Here is a 16215-nt window from a genome sequence, read left to right on the forward strand (position 1 = left end):
GATTCACCCCACATGATGAGTTAGGACGCGATATATGCTCTATTGGTTGACGCTGCTGTCGGATGGCGGCGATTTTTTTAACCTGTTTCGCTATATCACTTTCCGCGCGGGCGGGGCGTTTTTGACGGCATTGGTATTTGGTTTCCTCTTCGGCAAACCGTTGATCGAAGTGCTGCGCAAACGGCAGGGCAAGGGCCAGCCGATCCGCAATGACGGCCCCGAGGGGCATTTTGCCAAGGCCGGTACGCCCACCATGGGCGGGCTGCTGATCGTGGGGGCCTTGTTGACCTCGACCCTGCTTTGGGCGCGGCTCGACAATCCTTTCGTCTGGCTGGTGCTGTTCGTCACGATGAGCTTTGCCGCCATCGGCTATGCCGACGATCACGCCAAGGTCAGCAAGCAAAACACCGATGGGGTACCGGGTAAGGTGCGGCTTTTGCTGGGCTTTCTTATTGCGGGCATCGCTGGATACTGGGCCGCGCAATACCATCCGGCAGAGTTGCAATACCAACTTGCGCTGCCGGTCTTAAAAGACACGCTGATCAACCTCGGCGTGCTGTTTGTGCCCTTCGCGATCATCGTCATCGTCGGCTCGGCCAATGCGGTGAACCTTACCGACGGGCTGGATGGCTTGGCCATCATGCCGGTGATGATTGCCGCTGGCGCGCTTGGCGTCATTGCCTATGCCGTGGGCCGGGTCGATTTTACCGATTACCTTGATGTGCATTACGTGCCGGGCACCGGGGAAATCCTGATCTTCACCGCCGGTCTCTTCGGCGGCGGCCTCGGGTTCTTGTGGTACAACGCGCCGCCAGCGGCCGTCTTCATGGGCGACACCGGCTCCTTGGCACTCGGCGGCGCTTTGGGTGCGATTGCCGTGGCCACGAAACACGAGTTGGTGCTGGCGATCGTCGGCGGGCTTTTCGTGGTCGAGGCGCTGTCGGTCATCGTGCAGGTGCTCTATTTCAAACGCACCGGCAAACGGGTCTTCCTGATGGCGCCAATCCACCACCACTACGAGAAAAAGGGCTGGGCCGAGCCGCAGATCGTGATCCGCTTCTGGATCATCTCGCTGATCCTCGCCCTCTTGGGGCTGGCGACGCTCAAGGTGCGCTAAGCGCCTAGAAGATCGACCAATCCATGTGACGCGCCAAAAGGGCCAGTGCTTCGGTGCCCTTTTGGCTGTTGCCATAACGGTTCAACCCCGGTGACCAGACCGCGATGCTGGCCCGCCCCGGGACAATGGCCAGAATGCCGCCGCCTACGCCGGATTTGCCCGGCAGACCGACGCGGTAGGCGAAATCGCCCGACCCATCGTAATGTCCGCAGGTCAGCATCAGCGCGTTGAGCCGCCGGATGCGGCTCGGCGCGACCAAGCGCGGCACGTCGGGCGCTTCGATCAGAAAGCGGCCCGCCATGGCAAGTTGCTCTACCGTCATCTCCATCGCGCAGTGGTGGAAATAGGTGCCGAGCGTCCGCTCCGGCGCGTTGATGAGGTTGCCATAGGATTTTAGAAAATGCGCCAGCGCGAAATTGCGGTGGCCGAAATCGGTCTCTGATGCGGCGACGGTGTCGTTGATGTGAATGTCGTCTGTGCCCGCAGCCTCACGCACGAAGCGCATGATCTCGGCCAGTGCTTCGCGCGGTTCGCGGTTGCCCAAGACTTCATCCGTGGTGACGATCGCGCCAGCGTTGATGAAGGGATTACGCGGGCGGCCCTGTTCTTGCTCCAACTGCACGATGGAATTGAACGCGCGCCCCGAAGGCTCGCGCCCCACGCGGTGCCAAAGTTGATCGCCCGACCGGCCAAGGGCGATGGCGAGCGTGAAGACCTTGGTGATCGACTGCACCGAAAAGGGCACCTGCGTATCGCCCGCCACATGGCACGGGCCATCCGCCGTCACCACCGCGATGCCGAACTGTGCCGGGTCCACCTTCGCGAGTTGCGGAATATAAGCCGCCACATCTCCCCAATGGTCGTCTTCGCGCATCATGTCATTGAGGCGCGGCAACACATCGTTAAGGTCGGGTTTCGCGGGGCTGGACATCTAGGGCGGCCTCTGGCTTGTGATAGGCGCATCATGCCCCCATTCTGGGGTCAACGGGTATCAGGGGATTGCAGATGATTCCAGTACAGGGCTTGGAAGGCGCGCGCGTGGCGGTGCTGGGATTGGGCCGCTCTGGCCTGAGCGCGGCACGCGCATTGCAGGCGGGCGGGGCCAAGGTTAGCTGTTGGGACGATGATCCGGCAGCACGCGCACGGGCCGAGCGGGAGGGGTTTGCCTGTGTTGACCTCAACAGCCCCGGCGCGCTCGACAAGATCACCCGGCTGATCGTCAGCCCCGGCATTCCGCACCTCTACCCCGCGCCGAACCCGGTGGTTGCCGCAGCTCTCGACGCAGGCGTGCCGGTGGACAATGACATCGGCCTGTTTTTCCAAAGCTTCGCCACGCTGGCATGGGATCACTACGATGTCGCACCGCGCGTCGTGGCGGTGACCGGCTCGAACGGCAAATCCACCACTTCGGCGTTGATCCATCATATTCTGGAGCATGTTGGGCGCCCCTGCCAACTGGCGGGCAACATCGGGCGCGGGGTCTTGGACCTCGACCCTGCGGTTGATGGCGAGGTCGTGGTGCTGGAACTCAGCAGCTACCAGACCGAACTTGCCCGCGCGCTAACGCCGGATGTGGCGGTCTTTACCAATCTCAGCCCCGATCATCTGGACCGCCACGCGGGCATGGGCGGCTACTACGCGGCGAAACGTCGGCTGTTCTCAGAAGGCGGGCCAGACCGCGCGGTGATCGGAGTGGACGAGGCCGAGGGCCGTTTCCTCGCCGGGCAAATGAGCGAGGGACCAAGCGATGACCGGGTGATCCGCATCAGTGCGGAGACCAAACTCTCTGGCCCCGGCTGGCAGGTCTTTGCCAAAAAAGGGTTCTTGAGCGAATACCGCCGTGGCAAACAGGTCGGTTCGATCGATCTGCGCAGCATTCAGGGGCTGCCGGGTTCGCATAACCATCAAAACGCCTGTGCGGCCTATGCCGCCTGTCGCGCTCTTGGCCTCGCCCCGCGCGTGATTGAGGCGGCGTTTCACAGTTTCGGCGGCTTGCCGCACCGCAGCCAGACCGTGGCCGAGGCGCATGGCGTGCGCTATGTCAACGACAGCAAAGCCACCAACGTCGACAGCGCAGCCAAGGCGCTGGCCGCTTTCCGCAACATCCGCTGGATCTGCGGCGGGTTGGAGAAAGAGGGCGGGCTGAAAGGGTTGGCAGAGGCCCAAGGCGCGGTACGCAAGGCCTATGTCATTGGCCGCGAGGCCGCCCATTTTGCCATGCAGTTGACGACCGAAGCCGAAGTCTGCGGCACGATGGAGAAAGCCGTGGCGCGGGCGGCGGCAGAGGCGGAAGAGGGCGATGTCGTCCTGCTCGCCCCGGCGGCGGCAAGTTTCGATCAATATGACAATTTCGAACGGCGCGGTGAGGATTTCGTGGCGCAGGTGCAAAAGGCACTCTCGGAGTAATCCGCGCGCCTAGCTGCCAATCGCCCGCGCCGCCGCCATGCCCGACGACCACGCCCACTGGAAATTATACCCGCCGAGCCAGCCGGTCACGTCCACCGCTTCGCCGATGAAATAGAGGCCGGGCACGTCCTTCGCCGCCATGGTCTTGGACGAGAGCGCATCGGTATCCACACCGCCTAGGGTCACTTCCGCCGTGCGGTAGCCTTCGGTGCCGCCGGGGTGCAATTGCCAGTTCTGCAACGCCTCCACAAAGGCGATGAGCCGCGCGTCGGACCAATCCGCCAAGTTGCCTGAGAGGTCAAACTCTTGGCCTAAAAAGTCCACCAACCGCGAGGGCAGGTGCTGCGCGAGGATGGTGGTAAAGTTCCGCCGCCCCGCAAGTTGCCTCTGCTCGCGCAGGGCGTCCAACAGAGTGCCCTCGGGGGCAAGGTTCACCGTGATCGCTTCGCCCTCTTGCCAATAGGACGACGCCTGCAAAACCGCGGGGCCAGAGAGGCCACGGTGGGTGAACAGCAGCGCCTCGTCAAAGCCAGTGGCCCCGGCAGTGATGCGCGCAGGGGTCGCCACACCGGCCAGCGGTGCAAAGCGCCCTTCGGCAAAGGTGAAAGGCACCAGTCCGGCGCGTGTATCGGTCACCTTCAGGCCGAACTGACGCGCGATGTCATAGGCGATGCCGGTCGCGCCCATCTTGGGGATCGACTTGCCGCCGGTGGCGATTACTAGGTTACGTGCGGTGACTTTTACAGTCCGATCAGGCGTTTGCAGGTCGAAGGTGAAGTGGCCATCGGCCTTTGCAAGATTGCTGGCGCTGCTCTGCAATTGCAGATCGACTCCGGCCTTTTGCATTAGCCCGCGCAGCATGGCGATGATCTCCTTCGCGCTGGTATCGCAGAAGAGTTGGCCCAGCGTTTTCTCATGCCACGCGATGCCGTGGCGATCGACAAGTTCGATGAAATCCCATTGCGTGTAGCGCGCCAGTGCGGATTTGGCGAAATGCGGGTTCCGGCTGAGAAACGCCTGCGGCTCACAATACATATTGGTGAAATTGCACCGTCCACCGCCCGAGATACGGATCTTCTCGCCCGGCGCTTTGGCATGGTCCACCACCAACACGCGCCCGCCCGCGTGGGCGGCGCACATCATGCCTGCGGCACCGGCTCCGATGATGGCTGTATCGACTTGCATGGGCGCGCTCTGCCCGAATGCGCAGGCCCGGTCAAGAAGACGTGACAGCGGTTGCCCGATCACTGATGCGTCATAGTTGGGGAGCAGACGCAAATGTAACAGGAGCAGAGGATGACCAAATTGACCGCAGAACAAGATTTCCCGAAGATGGATGTGGCCAAACTCGGCGGGGGCACGCTGACCTTGGGCCAACCGCAAGAGGGGCGCGACTGGCAGTTGGTGGTGGTCTACCGCGGGCTGCACTGCCCGATCTGCAAAAAGTACCTCGCCCAGTTGGAAAAGCTGCAAAGCCAGTTTCATGAGGTCGGTGTGGATGTGATCGCCGTTTCGGGCGACCCCGAGGAAAAGGCCAAATCCATGGCCGAAGAAGACAACCTGACCCTGCCCATCGGCTATGATCTGAGCCTCGAACAAATGGCCGAGCTTGGCCTCTATATCTCCGACCCGCGCAGCCCGCAGGAGACCGACCGGCCCTTCGCCGAACCAGCCACCTTTGTCATCAACGACGAAGGCAAGCTGCAGATCGTCGACATCTCTAACGCGCCCTTCGCGCGGCCCGAGTTGGAGGGGCTGTTGAACGGCCTCAAGTTCGTTCGCGACAAAGGCTACCCGGTGCGCGGCACCCACAAGGCGGCCTGATGAGCAGCCTGATACGGTGATCTGATCGCCTAGCGGCGGGGCCCCGCACGGCCCCGCCGACCCCAGCCACTGCCCTGGGGTGAAATGCACTAGCTTCATGTCGAAATTCGGGCTATTCTTCCCGGATGAGACCCCGCAAAGGGGCCGTTGAGGCAGTTAAGGCAGATACCCATGACAGAGATGGTCTATGGCGCGGTCCCGGTACGGGATGGTGAACCGATCCTTCCAAAATGGTGGCGTACGGTCGACCGCTGGGCGTTGTCCTGCGTGTTGATCCTGTTTGCTGTCGGCATGCTGTTGGGGCTGGCCGCCTCACCGCCCTTGGCGGCGAAAAACGGCTTTGATGCCTTTCACTATGTGCAGCGGCAGGCGTTCTTTGGCGGATTGGCGCTTGTGGCGATGCTGCTGACCTCGATGATGTCGCCGACGCTGGTGCGGCGCTTGGCGGTGCTGGGGTTTGTTCTTTCATTCGTGGCGTTGGCGCTGCTGCCCTTTTTCGGCACCGACTTTGGCAAGGGGGCGACACGCTGGTATTCGCTGGGGTTCGCCTCGTTCCAGCCATCGGAATTTCTGAAACCCGGTTTCATGGTGGCCGCCGCATGGATGATGGCCGCCGCAACCGAGATCAACGGCCCTCCGGGTAAGTCTTGGTCTTTTGCGCTGTGTATCTCCATCGTGCTCATGCTGGCGATGCAGCCCGACTTTGGGCAGGCCTGTCTTGTGCTCTTTGGCTGGGGCGTGATGTATTTCGTCGCCGGCGCGCCGATGGTGCTGCTGGTCGGCATGGCAGGGCTTGTCGTTCTGGCGGGGACCTTCGCCTACTCCAACTCCGAACACTTCGCGCGGCGTATCGACGGCTTTCTCAGCGTTGATGTCGATCCGACAACCCAGCTTGGCTATGCCACCAATGCCATCCGCGAAGGCGGGCTGTTTGGTGTGGGCGTGGGCGAGGGCGAGGTGAAATGGTCGCTGCCCGACGCGCATACCGATTTTATCATCGCCGTCGCTGCCGAGGAATACGGCCTTATCATGGTCGTCTGCATCATCGCCCTATATACTGTTGTGGTCGTCCGTTCGCTGTTGCGGTTGGTGCGCGAGCGTGACCCCTTCATCCGGCTGGCCGGAACCGGGCTGGCCTGCACATTCGGAGTACAGGCGATGATTAACATGGGTGTGGCAGTGCGGCTTTTGCCCGCCAAGGGCATGACCTTGCCCTTCGTGAGCTATGGTGGCTCTTCGGTGATCGCCAGCGGCATTGCGGTGGGCATGCTCCTCGCCTTTACCCGCTCGCGCCCGCAGGGTGAGATCAGCGACATTCTGGGCCGGGGCCGCCGCTGATGGCCGCCCCACTGCTGATCATCGCCGCCGGGGGGACCGGTGGGCATATGTTTCCCGCGCAGGCTTTGGCCGAGGTAATGCTGAAACGCGGCTGGCGGGTGAAGCTTAGCACCGATGCTCGCGGCGCGCGCTATACCGGTGGCTTTCCCGAAGCGGTTGAGATCAGCCAGATCAGCAGCGCCACTTTCGCCCGGGGCGGCGTGGTGGCCAAGGCGCTGGTGCCGTTCCGCATCGCGGCTGGTGTGGTCCGTTCGGGGCTGAATATGCTGCGCGACCGGCCTTCGGTCGTGGTGGGCTTTGGTGGCTATCCGTCGATCCCCGCGCTTGGCGCTGCATGGGCGCTGCGGATGCCGCGCATGATCCACGAGCAAAATGGCATTCTGGGCCGGGTGAACGAAATCTTTGCCAAGCGGGTGCACGCCGTGGCCTGCGGCATCTGGCCCACGAAACTGCCCGAGGGCGTGCAGGGCTGGCATGTGGGCAATCCCGTGCGTGCGGCTGTGCTTGACCGCGCAGGGGCCGCCTATATCCCTCCCGGTGACTACCCGATGGAAGTCTTGGTGATGGGCGGCAGCCAAGGCGCGCGCATCCTGTCCGATGTGGTGCCGCCCGCGCTGGCCGCGCTGCCGATGAACATGATCCGCAACATCCGCGTCAGCCATCAGGCCCGCGACGAAGACGGCCAGCGGGTGGCGGATTACTATGCCGAGTCTGGCATCAGCGCCGATGTGCGCCCCTTCTTTGACGATGTGCCGCGCCGCATGTCCGAAGCGCAACTGGTGATCAGCCGCTCGGGTGCCTCCAGCGTGGCAGATCTGTCGGTGATCGGGCGTCCGTCGATCCTGATCCCCTTTGCCGCTGCGGCAGATGACCATCAAAGCGCCAATGCCCGCGGTCTGGTTGATGCCGGGGCCGCGATCATGGTGCCCGAACGCAAGGCAAACCCCGAAATCATGACCGACCAAATCCTCGCGGTGCTTGAGATGCCCGATGGGGCGTTACAGATGGCGCGGGCCGCGTTGTCGGTCGGCAAACCCGACGCGGCCGAGACATTGGCAGATATGGTCGAACAGCTTGCCGCCCAAGGCACGCTGGCCCCCGCAGAAGAGGAAAACCCCCAATGAACGCCGCCGCCACCAAACTGCCGACCGATGTCGGCCCGATCCATTTCGTCGGCATCGGCGGCATTGGCATGTCCGGCATCGCCGAAGTTCTGCTGAACCACGGCTACAAGGTGCAGGGATCGGACCTGAAGACCACTAAGATCACCGTGCGGCTGGCTGAGTTGGGCGGGCGCATCTTCGAAGGCCAAGCGGCTGAAAATGTCGAAGGGGCGGCCGTGGTCGTGATCTCTTCGGCGATCAAACCAGGCAATGCAGAATTGGACGAGGCCCGCCGCCGGGGCCTGCCCGTCGTGCGCCGGGCCGAGATGCTGGCCGAGCTTATGCGGCTTAAATCCAACATCGCCGTTGCGGGAACACATGGCAAAACTACCACCACAACGCTGGTGGCCGAACTGCTGGTCGCGGGCGGCATCGACCCGACCGTCGTGAACGGCGGGATCATCCACGCCTATGGCTCCAACGCGCGGATGGGACAGGGCGAATGGATGGTGGTCGAAGCCGATGAGAGCGACGGCACCTTCAACCGGCTGCCCGCAACCATTGCCATCGTCACCAATATCGACCCAGAGCATATGGAGCATTGGGGCGACTTCGACACGCTGCGGCAGGGGTTTTTGAACTTCGTCTCCAACATCCCCTTCTACGGACTGGCGGTCTGTTGCACCGATCACCCTGAAGTACAGTCGCTGGTGGGCAAGCTGACCGACCGCCGCGTCATGACCTATGGGTTCAACGCGCAGGCCGATGTGCGCGCGGTGGGACTGCACTACAAAGACGGCGTGGCGCATTTCGATGTGCATCTACAATCCGAAGGCATGGTCATCGAAGACTGCGCCCTGCCAATGCCGGGCGATCACAATGTCTCGAACGCGCTGGCGGCGGTGACCGTGGCGCGGCACCTAGGGATGAAGCTGGAAGAGATCCGCGCGGCCTTGGGCAGCTTTGGCGGGGTGAACCGCCGCTTTACCCGCGTGGGCGAAGTGGACGGGGTCACCATCATCGACGACTATGGCCACCACCCGGTTGAGATTACCGCCGTTCTCAAAGCCGCGCGGCAGGCCAGCAAGGGGCGGGTGATTGCCGTGCACCAGCCGCACCGCTACTCGCGCCTGAGCCATCACTTCGACGAGTTCTGCGCCTGTTTCAACGATGCCGATGTGGTGGGCATCGCCGATGTCTATGCCGCGGGCGAAGAGCCGATCCCCGGTGCCGACCGCGACGGGCTGGTCGCCGGGCTGATCCAGCACGGGCATCGCCACGCCTATGCGGTCGAGGATGCCGAGGCGCTGACGCAATTGGTCCGGCGCGAGGCGCGACCGGGCGATATGGTGGTCTGCCTGGGGGCTGGTACGATCAGCGGATGGGCCAATGACCTGCCCGAGGCGCTGCGCGCGGCCAAGGAAGCCGCTGCGTGACCCTCGTGTGGCTGTCGATCCTTTGGGTCTTCGCCGCCGTGACAGTGGCCATGCTGCCGCTGCGCTCTCAATACCTGCCGGGGGTGGTTTTGCTGATCGCCGCACCGGTGCTGATCGTCGCCATCGGTGTGACGCATTCATGGGCCTTTGCGCTCTTGGCCTTGATGGCTTTCCTGTCGATGTTCCGCAATCCACTGCGTTACCTCTGGGCGCGGCTGCGGGGTAAAAAACCGGAGCTGCCGAAATGAGCCTGTCTCTCATCCTCGCCTGTTTCTGGTTTGTGATCGCCAATATCCTCGCCATGACCCCCAGCAAAGATTTCCACTGGCGCAGCGCCTATCTGCTGATCGCCGTGGGCATCCCCATCGTTGGTTTCGTCACCGCGCAGCACGGCCCATGGCTGGGCATGCTGGTGTTGGCGGGGGGCTGTTCGGTGCTGCGCTGGCCGGTGGTCTATTTCGCGCGCTGGCTGCGCCGTGGGGCAGGGCGGGTCAAAGGACCTGCGGAATGACCCTGACGCCGACACTTGCGGCGCTGCTGACCGTCTTTGCAATCTGGATGATCGCCTGTCTCTGGACCGGTTATCGCGGCCGTGTGCTGTGGTTCTTTATCGTGCTGGCGGTTGGCCTTGGGCTTAACGCATCGTGGATGGTTTTCGGGCTGGATGCGCGGGTGTTTGAGCCTCATGCGCTATTGGCGCAGCTTTCGGTGCTGTTCTATGCTGTGGGCGGTTTCGGTCTGGGCTGGCTGGCCGGGCGGGTGGCGAAACGCTGGCGTGAGAGCCGCGTCGATCCGCCGTCGTCTTGATGGTTTGCCCCGCCTGTTAAATGCGCTAAGTCCGGCGCCATGATGACGCTGAATATCCCCGACCTGCGCGGCAGGCTGACCCCAAATCGCGCCCTGAGCGACCTGACATGGCTCCGCGTTGGCGGCCCTGCGGATTATCTGTTCCAACCCGCGGATGTGGAGGACCTGTGCCTTTTCATGCGCCGCTTGCCGCAGGGGGTCACGGTTTTCCCCATGGGCGTGGGCAGCAACCTGATCGTGCGCGACGGAGGCCTGCGGGCCGTGGTGATCCGGCTGGGCCGCGGCTTTAACGGGATTGAGATCGACGGGGATCAGGTGACTGCGGGGGCGGCGGCGCTGGATGCTCATGTGGCGCGCAAGGCGGCGGATGCGGGGCTGGACCTGACCTTTTTGCGCACCATTCCCGGCAGCATCGGCGGGGCTTTGCGCATGAACGCGGGCTGTTATGGCAGCTACACGGCGGATCATTTCGTCTCGGCCAAGGCTGTGACCCGCGCGGGCGAGGTGGTGACACTGACCGCAGATGACCTCAACTTCCGCTACCGTCAAAGCGATCTGTCGCCCGGTGCGGTGCTGATCGGGGCAACCTTTGCGCCGCCCAAAGGGGAGCCTGAGGAGTTGCACGCCCGGATGGAACAGCAGCTTGCCAAACGCGACGAAAGCCAGCCGACCAAGGACCGCAGCGCCGGGTCGACCTTTCGCAATCCGGCGGGGTTTTCCTCAACCGGGAAGGCGGACGATGTGCACGACCTGAAGGCGTGGAAGGTGATCGACGACGCCGGGATGCGTGGGGCCACCGTGGGGGGCGCACAGATGAGCCCGAAACACTCCAATTTCCTCATCAACACCGGCAGTGCCACGGCCCATGATCTAGAGTCATTGGGCGAAGAGGTGCGAAAAAAGGTTTACGCTTCAAGCGGTATAAGGCTAGAATGGGAAATTAAGCGCGTCGGTGAAAAATTGGGTGATCCGGTGTCGCAAAGCTAAGCCGTCGGGCATCAGCTAAGTCACGGCAAAGCAAAGAAAACAATGATAGGGGCCGCAAACGGTCCGAGGCGAAGAGGCACTTTGGTGGGTAAGTCGAGCGGACAGACCCCGACAGTGGCGGTATTGATGGGTGGCCCCTCGGCCGAGCGTGAGGTGTCCCTGTCCAGTGGGCGTGCATGCGCCGCTGCCTTGCGGGAACATGGCGGATATAACGTGATCGAGGTCGAAGCCGACCGCGATCTTCCAGCCGTTCTGGCCGATCTCAGCCCCTATGCCGTATTGAATTGCCTGCATGGCCGTTGGGGCGAAGATGGCTGTGTGCAGGGTCTGCTTGAGTGGCTCAAACTGCCTTATACGCATTCCGGCGTGCTCGCCTCGGCTCTCGCGATGGACAAGCAGCGCTCCAAGGATGTGTTCCGCCATGCGGGGCTGCCGGTGCTGGAAAGCATCATCGCGCCCAAGGCCGATGTGATGGCCTCTCATGTCATGGCGCCGCCCTATGTGGTCAAACCCAACAACGAAGGCTCCTCGGTCGGGGTCTACCTTGTGGCCGAGGAAAACAACGGCCCGCCGCAACTCTCGGAAGATATGCCTGCCGAGGTGATGGTCGAGACCTTCGCGCCGGGGCGTGAGCTGACCACCACCGTGATGGGCGACCGTGCGCTGGCCGTGACGGATATCATCACCACCGGCTGGTATGATTACGACGCGAAATACAAGCCCGGCGGCTCGCGCCATGTGGTGCCCGCCGATCTGCCGCAAGAGATCACCGATCTGTGTTTCGACTATGCCCGCCGCGCCCATGTGGCGCTTGGCTGCAAGGGCATCAGCCGCACCGATTTCCGCTGGGACGAGGCGCGTGGACCTGCGGGGCTGATCCTGCTTGAGACCAACACCCAGCCCGGCATGACCGCCACCTCGCTGTCGCCCGAACAGGCCGCCGCCTGCGGCATTTCATTCCCTGAGCTTTGCGCTTGGATGGTGGAGGATGCTTCATGCGATCGCTGATCCGCCGCCGCCCGGAGGCTGGCAAAGCCGATCCCGCCCCCTCGCGGTGGTCGTGGCGCATGCAGCGGCTGATGCTGACGCCCGGCTTTCGCTTTGCCCTGCGCGTCGGGTTGCCTTTTACGTTAAGCCTGCTGGCAGGCACGATCTATATGGCCGACGAAGAGCGCCGCGGCACCGTGGTGCAGGCCATCGCCGATGTCCGCGCCAGCATTGAAGAGCGGCCGGAGTTCATGGTCAAGCTCATGGCCATCGACGGCGCAAGCGACCTGCTGTCGTCTGAAATTCGCACCGCGCTGCCGCTGGAATTCCCGCTTTCCTCTTTCGACCTCGACCTGCCGCAGATCCGCGAAAAGATCACCGATATCGATGGGGTCAGACAGGCCAATGTCCGCATCCGCCCCGGTGGCGTGCTGCAAATCGACGTGACCCCGCGCGTGCCTGTGGCGGTCTGGCGCAGTGAGATCGGGCTGGCGCTGGTGGACAACACCGGCGCGCATGTGGCACGGATCGAAGCGCGGCGCGATCATGCCGATCTGCCCCTGATCGCCGGGGCAGGGGCCGCCAAGGCGGTGCCGGAGGCGCTCAAGCTAATCGCAGCGGCGAACGTACTGGGTGACCGTCTGCGCGGCTTGGTCCGGGTTGGTGGGCGCCGCTGGGACGTGGTGCTGGACCGCGAACAGACGATCATGTTGCCCGAAGAAAATGCGTTGCAAGCGCTGGAACGGGTGATCGCGCTGGAAGGCGCACAAGAAGTCCTCACGCGAGACGTGGCGCGTGTGGACATGCGGTTGGCGGCAAGACCAACCCTCAGAATGAACGAAGATGCCACCCGCGAATGGTGGCACATCAGGCAGCTTTCCGGCCAGTAAGATGGCCATTGGAATCGGGACAGTAACGAAATGATGGACCTATACGACAGTCAGCGTTCGATGCGGCACATGCGCAAATTGGCGATCCAGCGCGGGGTGGTGGCCATTTTGGACGTGGGCAGTTCCAAGATCGCCTGTCTGGTGCTGCGGTTTGACGGCATTACCCATGACGGAGAGAATGGCGACATCGGCTCTTTGGCCGGGCAATCGGGGTTCCGGGTCATCGGGGCGGCGACCACCCGCTCGCGCGGTGTGCGCTTTGGTGAGATTTGCGCCATGGGCGAGACAGAGCGCGCGATCCGCACCGCACTTCAGGCCGCGCAGAAGATGGCGGGCATCCGGGTTGATCACGTTATCGCCTGTTTCTCGGGCGGGGAGCCGCGCAGCTATGGCCTCGACGCTTCGGTGGAGCTGGAGGGGCAGTCGGTCTCGGAGCAAGACGTGGCGCGCGTGCTGGCGGGCTGCGACGTGCCGGAGTACGGCGAGGGCCGCGAAGTGCTGCACGCTCAGCCGGTGAACTTTGCGCTGGATCACCGCAGCGGTCTGGCCGATCCGCGCGGGCAGTTGGGCAACAGCCTGTCGGTGGATATGCACATGCTCACCGTCGATGCCGACACGGTGCAGCATCTTGCGCATTGTATCAAACGCTGTGATCTGGAACTGGCCGGGATCGCGTCATCCTCCTATGCCTCGGGCATCTCGGCGCTGGTTGAGGACGAGCAGGAACTCGGCGCGGCCTGTATCGACTTTGGCGGCGGCACAACCGGCGTGTCGATCTTTATTAAGAAACATATGATCTATGCCGACACCGTGCGAATGGGCGGGGATCACGTCACCTCTGACATCTCCATGGGCCTGCAGGTGCCGATGGCCAATGCCGAACGGATCAAGACCTTCTACGGCGGCGTGCATGCGACCGGCATGGACGACCGTGACATGATCGAGATCGGCGGCGAAACGGGCGATTACGAACACGACCGCCGCACCGCCAGCCGGGCCGAATTGATCGGCATCATGCGCCCGCGCGTCGAAGAGATCCTCGAAGAGGTTCGCGTTCGGCTGGATGCTGCCGGTTTCGACCATCTGCCAAGCCAACAGATTGTACTTACCGGCGCAGGCAGCCAGATACCGGGGCTTGATGGGCTGGCCAGCAAGATACTCGGCCAGCAGGTCCGTCTGGGCCGCCCGCTGCGGGTGCACGGGCTGCCACAGGCCGCAACAGGGCCGGGCTTTGCCAGCTCGGTGGGCCTCGCGCTCTTTGCGGCGCATCCGCAAGACGAATGGTGGGATTTCGACATCCCCGCCGACCGCTATCCGTCACGCTCTCTCAAACGCGCCGTCAAATGGTTTAGAGACAACTGGTGACCGCAATATCGGGTGAGACACCCGAGATAAGGCGGAAACTGGCAAGTTTCTGCCCATATTTAGCGTCAAAACGATGTTTTTTAGGTGACGATCCGGCCCTAGCCCGGTAGGGTCGGGTAAATTTGGTCGAAAAACTCCCGCAGAACGCGGATAACTGGACAGGCGGACAGCACATGACACTCAACCTTTCAATGCCAGGACAAGATGATCTGAAACCCCGTATCACCGTCTTTGGTGTTGGTGGGGCAGGCGGCAACGCGGTCAACAACATGATCGAGAAGCAGCTTGATGGTGTTGATTTCGTCGTGGCGAACACCGACGCTCAGGCGCTGCAGCAGGCGCAGGCCGAAAACCGCGTCCAGCTGGGCATCAAGGTTACCGAAGGTCTGGGCGCGGGCGCCCGTGCCAGCGTTGGCGCCGCCGCTGCCGAAGAAAGCATTGAGCAGATCGTCGACCACCTTGCTGGCGCGCATATGTGTTTCATCACCGCAGGCATGGGCGGCGGCACCGGTACGGGTGCGGCACCGATCATCGCGCAGGCCGCGCGTGAGCTGGGCGTGCTGACCGTTGGCGTCGTGACCAAGCCTTTCCAGTTTGAGGGTGCCAAGCGCATGCGTCAGGCCGAAGACGGTGTTGAGACGCTGCAAAAGGTCGTCGACACGCTGATCATCATTCCCAACCAGAACCTGTTCCGTCTGGCCAACGAAAAGACCACCTTCACCGAAGCCTTCTCGCTTGCCGATGATGTGCTGTACCAAGGTGTGAAGGGCGTGACAGATCTGATGGTCCGTCCGGGCCTGATCAACCTCGACTTTGCCGACGTGCGCGCCGTGATGGACGAGATGGGCAAAGCGATGATGGGCACAGGCGAGGCCGAGGGCGAAGATCGCGCCATCCAAGCCGCCGAGAAAGCCATCGCCAACCCGCTGCTGGACGAAATCAGCCTGCGCGGTGCCAAGGGCGTTCTCATCAACATCACCGGCGGTCACGACCTCACGCTGTTCGAACTCGACGAAGCGGCGAACCGCATCCGCGAAGAAGTGGACCCCGAGGCGAACATCATCGTCGGCTCCACACTGGACGAAAGCCTTGGTGGCCTGATGCGCGTCAGCGTTGTCGCCACCGGCATCGACGCCACCGATGTGAACACCGAAATGCCGGTCCCGCGCCGCTCCATGAGCCAGCCGCTGCGTCAGAACGTGTCGGTTGACGATGTCGCGCCGGTCTCTGCCGCGCAAGCGCCTGCCGCCGCGCCGGTTGCTGCCGAAATGAAGCAGGAAGTTGAGCAAGCCGCCTTGTTCCAAGACCTTCAGCCGGTCCAGGATCAGTATGAAGAAGAGAACGTTGTCGAAGATGACGACGGTCTGCCCGCCCCGGCCTATCAGCCCGAGGTGGCCGCATTCGAGCCGCGTCAGGAAGAAGCCATTGAGGCCGAGCCCGAAGCCTTTGTTGCACCGCGCGCCCCGACACCCGGCACGCCGTCCCCCGAAGCACTGGCCCGCCTGCGCGCCGCCGCCCAAAAAGCAGCGCCCGAACAGCACCGTCAGGCCCAGCAGCAGCAGGGTGAGCAGGGCGATAAAGGTCGCTTTGGCATCAACTCTCTGATCAACCGGATGACCGGCCACGCCGAAGGCGAAGCGCAGGCCCGCCCTGCGCGCCAGCAACCGCCGGTTCAGACTCGCGCTTCTGCAGCCGCTCCGCAACCGCAAGAAAGCAACGATCCTGATCAAGAGCGCATTGAAATCCCCGCGTTCCTGCGCCGTCAGGCCAACTGATCCGATCACGATAGATGACGAAAGGGTCGCCTTAGGGCGGCCCTTTTTCGTTTTATAACAAGGTTTTGTAATAAGGTCGGCACGCTAGCGCCCAAATGTTACGGGCATGTTTCAGACCGTTGCAAAGATTGAGTTGAGCAGAACGAACCAGCGCCTTAATCCAGAGTTCAACACACAAGA

The 16215-nt window shown here is 62.9% G+C and carries 16 protein-coding genes; 14 read left to right on the forward strand and 2 right to left on the reverse strand.

The window, feature by feature from the left end; genetic code table 11:
• Positions 1 to 34: 34 nt before the first annotated feature.
• Positions 35 to 1117, forward strand: coding sequence for a phospho-N-acetylmuramoyl-pentapeptide-transferase (gene mraY / locus A3722_RS04495; protein ID WP_067626793.1), 1083 nt, complete (start codon positions 35 to 37; stop codon positions 1115 to 1117).
• Positions 1118 to 1121: 4 nt separating this feature from the next.
• Here mraY and A3722_RS04500 read toward each other — a convergent pair whose 3' ends face one another.
• Positions 1122 to 2048, reverse strand: coding sequence for a glutaminase (locus A3722_RS04500; protein WP_067626791.1), 927 nt, complete (start codon positions 2046 to 2048; stop codon positions 1122 to 1124).
• Positions 2049 to 2122: 74 nt separating this feature from the next.
• On the opposite strand from A3722_RS04500, the gene murD reads away from it, so the two are divergent.
• The gene (gene murD, locus A3722_RS04505) at positions 2123 to 3523 is read left to right on the forward strand and encodes a UDP-N-acetylmuramoyl-L-alanine--D-glutamate ligase (RefSeq protein WP_067626789.1); all 1401 of its coding nucleotides are present in this window, start codon (positions 2123 to 2125) and stop codon (positions 3521 to 3523) included.
• A 9-nt stretch (positions 3524 to 3532) separates the two neighbouring features.
• Here the strand turns inward: murD and A3722_RS04510 are convergent, their stop codons facing one another.
• Positions 3533 to 4708, reverse strand: coding sequence for an NAD(P)/FAD-dependent oxidoreductase (locus tag A3722_RS04510; protein ID WP_067626787.1), 1176 nt, complete (start codon positions 4706 to 4708; stop codon positions 3533 to 3535).
• Positions 4709 to 4819: 111 nt separating this feature from the next.
• On the opposite strand from A3722_RS04510, the gene A3722_RS04515 reads away from it, so the two are divergent.
• The 12 genes from A3722_RS04515 to ftsZ all read left to right on the forward strand — a co-directional run bounded on the left by A3722_RS04515 (position 4820) and on the right by ftsZ (position 16035).
• On the forward strand, positions 4820 to 5347 hold the full coding sequence (locus A3722_RS04515) for a peroxiredoxin-like family protein (protein WP_067626785.1): 528 nt from the start codon (positions 4820 to 4822) through the stop codon (positions 5345 to 5347).
• 171 nt (positions 5348 to 5518) lie between these two features.
• Positions 5519 to 6685 carry a putative lipid II flippase FtsW gene (gene ftsW, locus A3722_RS04520; RefSeq protein WP_067626783.1) on the forward strand — a complete coding sequence of 389 codons (1167 nt, stop codon included), beginning with the start codon at positions 5519 to 5521 and terminating at the stop codon, positions 6683 to 6685.
• Positions 6685 to 7809, forward strand: coding sequence for a UDP-N-acetylglucosamine--N-acetylmuramyl-(pentapeptide) pyrophosphoryl-undecaprenol N-acetylglucosamine transferase (locus A3722_RS04525; RefSeq protein ID WP_067626781.1), 1125 nt, complete (start codon positions 6685 to 6687; stop codon positions 7807 to 7809). Before ftsW ends, A3722_RS04525 begins: the two co-directional genes overlap by 1 nt.
• Positions 7806 to 9224, forward strand: a complete 1419-nt coding sequence (gene murC / locus A3722_RS04530; protein ID WP_067626779.1) for a UDP-N-acetylmuramate--L-alanine ligase — start codon at positions 7806 to 7808, stop codon at positions 9222 to 9224. Before A3722_RS04525 ends, murC begins: the two co-directional genes overlap by 4 nt.
• The gene (locus tag A3722_RS04535; RefSeq protein ID WP_067626777.1) at positions 9221 to 9472 is read left to right on the forward strand and encodes a DUF2484 family protein; all 252 of its coding nucleotides are present in this window, start codon (positions 9221 to 9223) and stop codon (positions 9470 to 9472) included. Before murC ends, A3722_RS04535 begins: the two co-directional genes overlap by 4 nt.
• Positions 9469 to 9735, forward strand: a complete 267-nt coding sequence (locus A3722_RS04540) for a DUF2484 family protein (protein WP_067626775.1) — start codon at positions 9469 to 9471, stop codon at positions 9733 to 9735. Before A3722_RS04535 ends, A3722_RS04540 begins: the two co-directional genes overlap by 4 nt.
• Positions 9732 to 10031: a hypothetical protein gene (locus A3722_RS04545; protein WP_067626773.1), complete on the forward strand. Its 300-nt coding sequence runs from the start codon at positions 9732 to 9734 to the stop codon at positions 10029 to 10031. The genes A3722_RS04540 and A3722_RS04545 overlap by 4 nt, the downstream gene beginning before the upstream one ends.
• Positions 10032 to 10070: 39 nt before the next feature.
• The gene (murB, locus tag A3722_RS04550) at positions 10071 to 11018 is read left to right on the forward strand and encodes a UDP-N-acetylmuramate dehydrogenase (protein ID WP_443068605.1); all 948 of its coding nucleotides are present in this window, start codon (positions 10071 to 10073) and stop codon (positions 11016 to 11018) included.
• A 126-nt stretch (positions 11019 to 11144) separates the two neighbouring features.
• Positions 11145 to 12026 carry a D-alanine--D-alanine ligase gene (locus A3722_RS04555; protein ID WP_067626771.1) on the forward strand — a complete coding sequence of 294 codons (882 nt, stop codon included), beginning with the start codon at positions 11145 to 11147 and terminating at the stop codon, positions 12024 to 12026.
• Positions 12014 to 12895: a cell division protein FtsQ/DivIB gene (locus A3722_RS04560; protein WP_067626769.1), complete on the forward strand. Its 882-nt coding sequence runs from the start codon at positions 12014 to 12016 to the stop codon at positions 12893 to 12895. Before A3722_RS04555 ends, A3722_RS04560 begins: the two co-directional genes overlap by 13 nt.
• Before the next feature lie 30 nt (positions 12896 to 12925).
• Complete coding sequence (gene ftsA / locus A3722_RS04565; RefSeq protein ID WP_067626767.1) at positions 12926 to 14260, forward strand: cell division protein FtsA; 1335 nt, start codon at positions 12926 to 12928, stop codon at positions 14258 to 14260.
• Between the two features lie 173 nt (positions 14261 to 14433).
• Entirely contained in the window at positions 14434 to 16035 is a 1602-nt protein-coding gene (gene ftsZ, locus A3722_RS04570; protein ID WP_067626765.1) for a cell division protein FtsZ, read from the forward strand.
• Positions 16036 to 16215: the final 180 nt, after the last annotated feature.

The organism is Sulfitobacter sp. HI0027 (assembly GCF_001634775.1).
Taxonomy (GTDB): Bacteria; Pseudomonadota; Alphaproteobacteria; order Rhodobacterales; family Rhodobacteraceae; genus Sulfitobacter.

What these genes read in the sequence shown, in the direction of transcription:
- A3722_RS04510 (WP_067626787.1), bottom strand. Translation starts at nt 4,708, where the DNA reads ATGCAAGTCGATACAGCCATCATCGGAGCCGGTGCCGCAGGCATGATG.
- A3722_RS04500 (WP_067626791.1), bottom strand. Translation starts at nt 2,048, where the DNA reads ATGTCCAGCCCCGCGAAACCCGACCTTAACGATGTGTTGCCGCGCCTC.
- murC (WP_067626779.1), top strand. Translation starts at nt 7,806, where the DNA reads ATGAACGCCGCCGCCACCAAACTGCCGACCGATGTCGGCCCGATCCAT.
- A3722_RS04515 (WP_067626785.1), top strand. Translation starts at nt 4,820, where the DNA reads ATGACCAAATTGACCGCAGAACAAGATTTCCCGAAGATGGATGTGGCC.
- A3722_RS04540 (WP_067626775.1), top strand. Translation starts at nt 9,469, where the DNA reads ATGAGCCTGTCTCTCATCCTCGCCTGTTTCTGGTTTGTGATCGCCAAT.
- mraY (WP_067626793.1), top strand. Translation starts at nt 35, where the DNA reads ATGCTCTATTGGTTGACGCTGCTGTCGGATGGCGGCGATTTTTTTAAC.
- ftsZ (WP_067626765.1), top strand. Translation starts at nt 14,434, where the DNA reads ATGACACTCAACCTTTCAATGCCAGGACAAGATGATCTGAAACCCCGT.
- murD (WP_067626789.1), top strand. Translation starts at nt 2,123, where the DNA reads ATGATTCCAGTACAGGGCTTGGAAGGCGCGCGCGTGGCGGTGCTGGGA.
- A3722_RS04555 (WP_067626771.1), top strand. Translation starts at nt 11,145, where the DNA reads ATGGGTGGCCCCTCGGCCGAGCGTGAGGTGTCCCTGTCCAGTGGGCGT.
- A3722_RS04525 (WP_067626781.1), top strand. Translation starts at nt 6,685, where the DNA reads ATGGCCGCCCCACTGCTGATCATCGCCGCCGGGGGGACCGGTGGGCAT.
- A3722_RS04560 (WP_067626769.1), top strand. Translation starts at nt 12,014, where the DNA reads ATGCGATCGCTGATCCGCCGCCGCCCGGAGGCTGGCAAAGCCGATCCC.
- murB (WP_443068605.1), top strand. Translation starts at nt 10,071, where the DNA reads ATGATGACGCTGAATATCCCCGACCTGCGCGGCAGGCTGACCCCAAAT.
- ftsA (WP_067626767.1), top strand. Translation starts at nt 12,926, where the DNA reads ATGATGGACCTATACGACAGTCAGCGTTCGATGCGGCACATGCGCAAA.
- ftsW (WP_067626783.1), top strand. Translation starts at nt 5,519, where the DNA reads ATGACAGAGATGGTCTATGGCGCGGTCCCGGTACGGGATGGTGAACCG.
- A3722_RS04545 (WP_067626773.1), top strand. Translation starts at nt 9,732, where the DNA reads ATGACCCTGACGCCGACACTTGCGGCGCTGCTGACCGTCTTTGCAATC.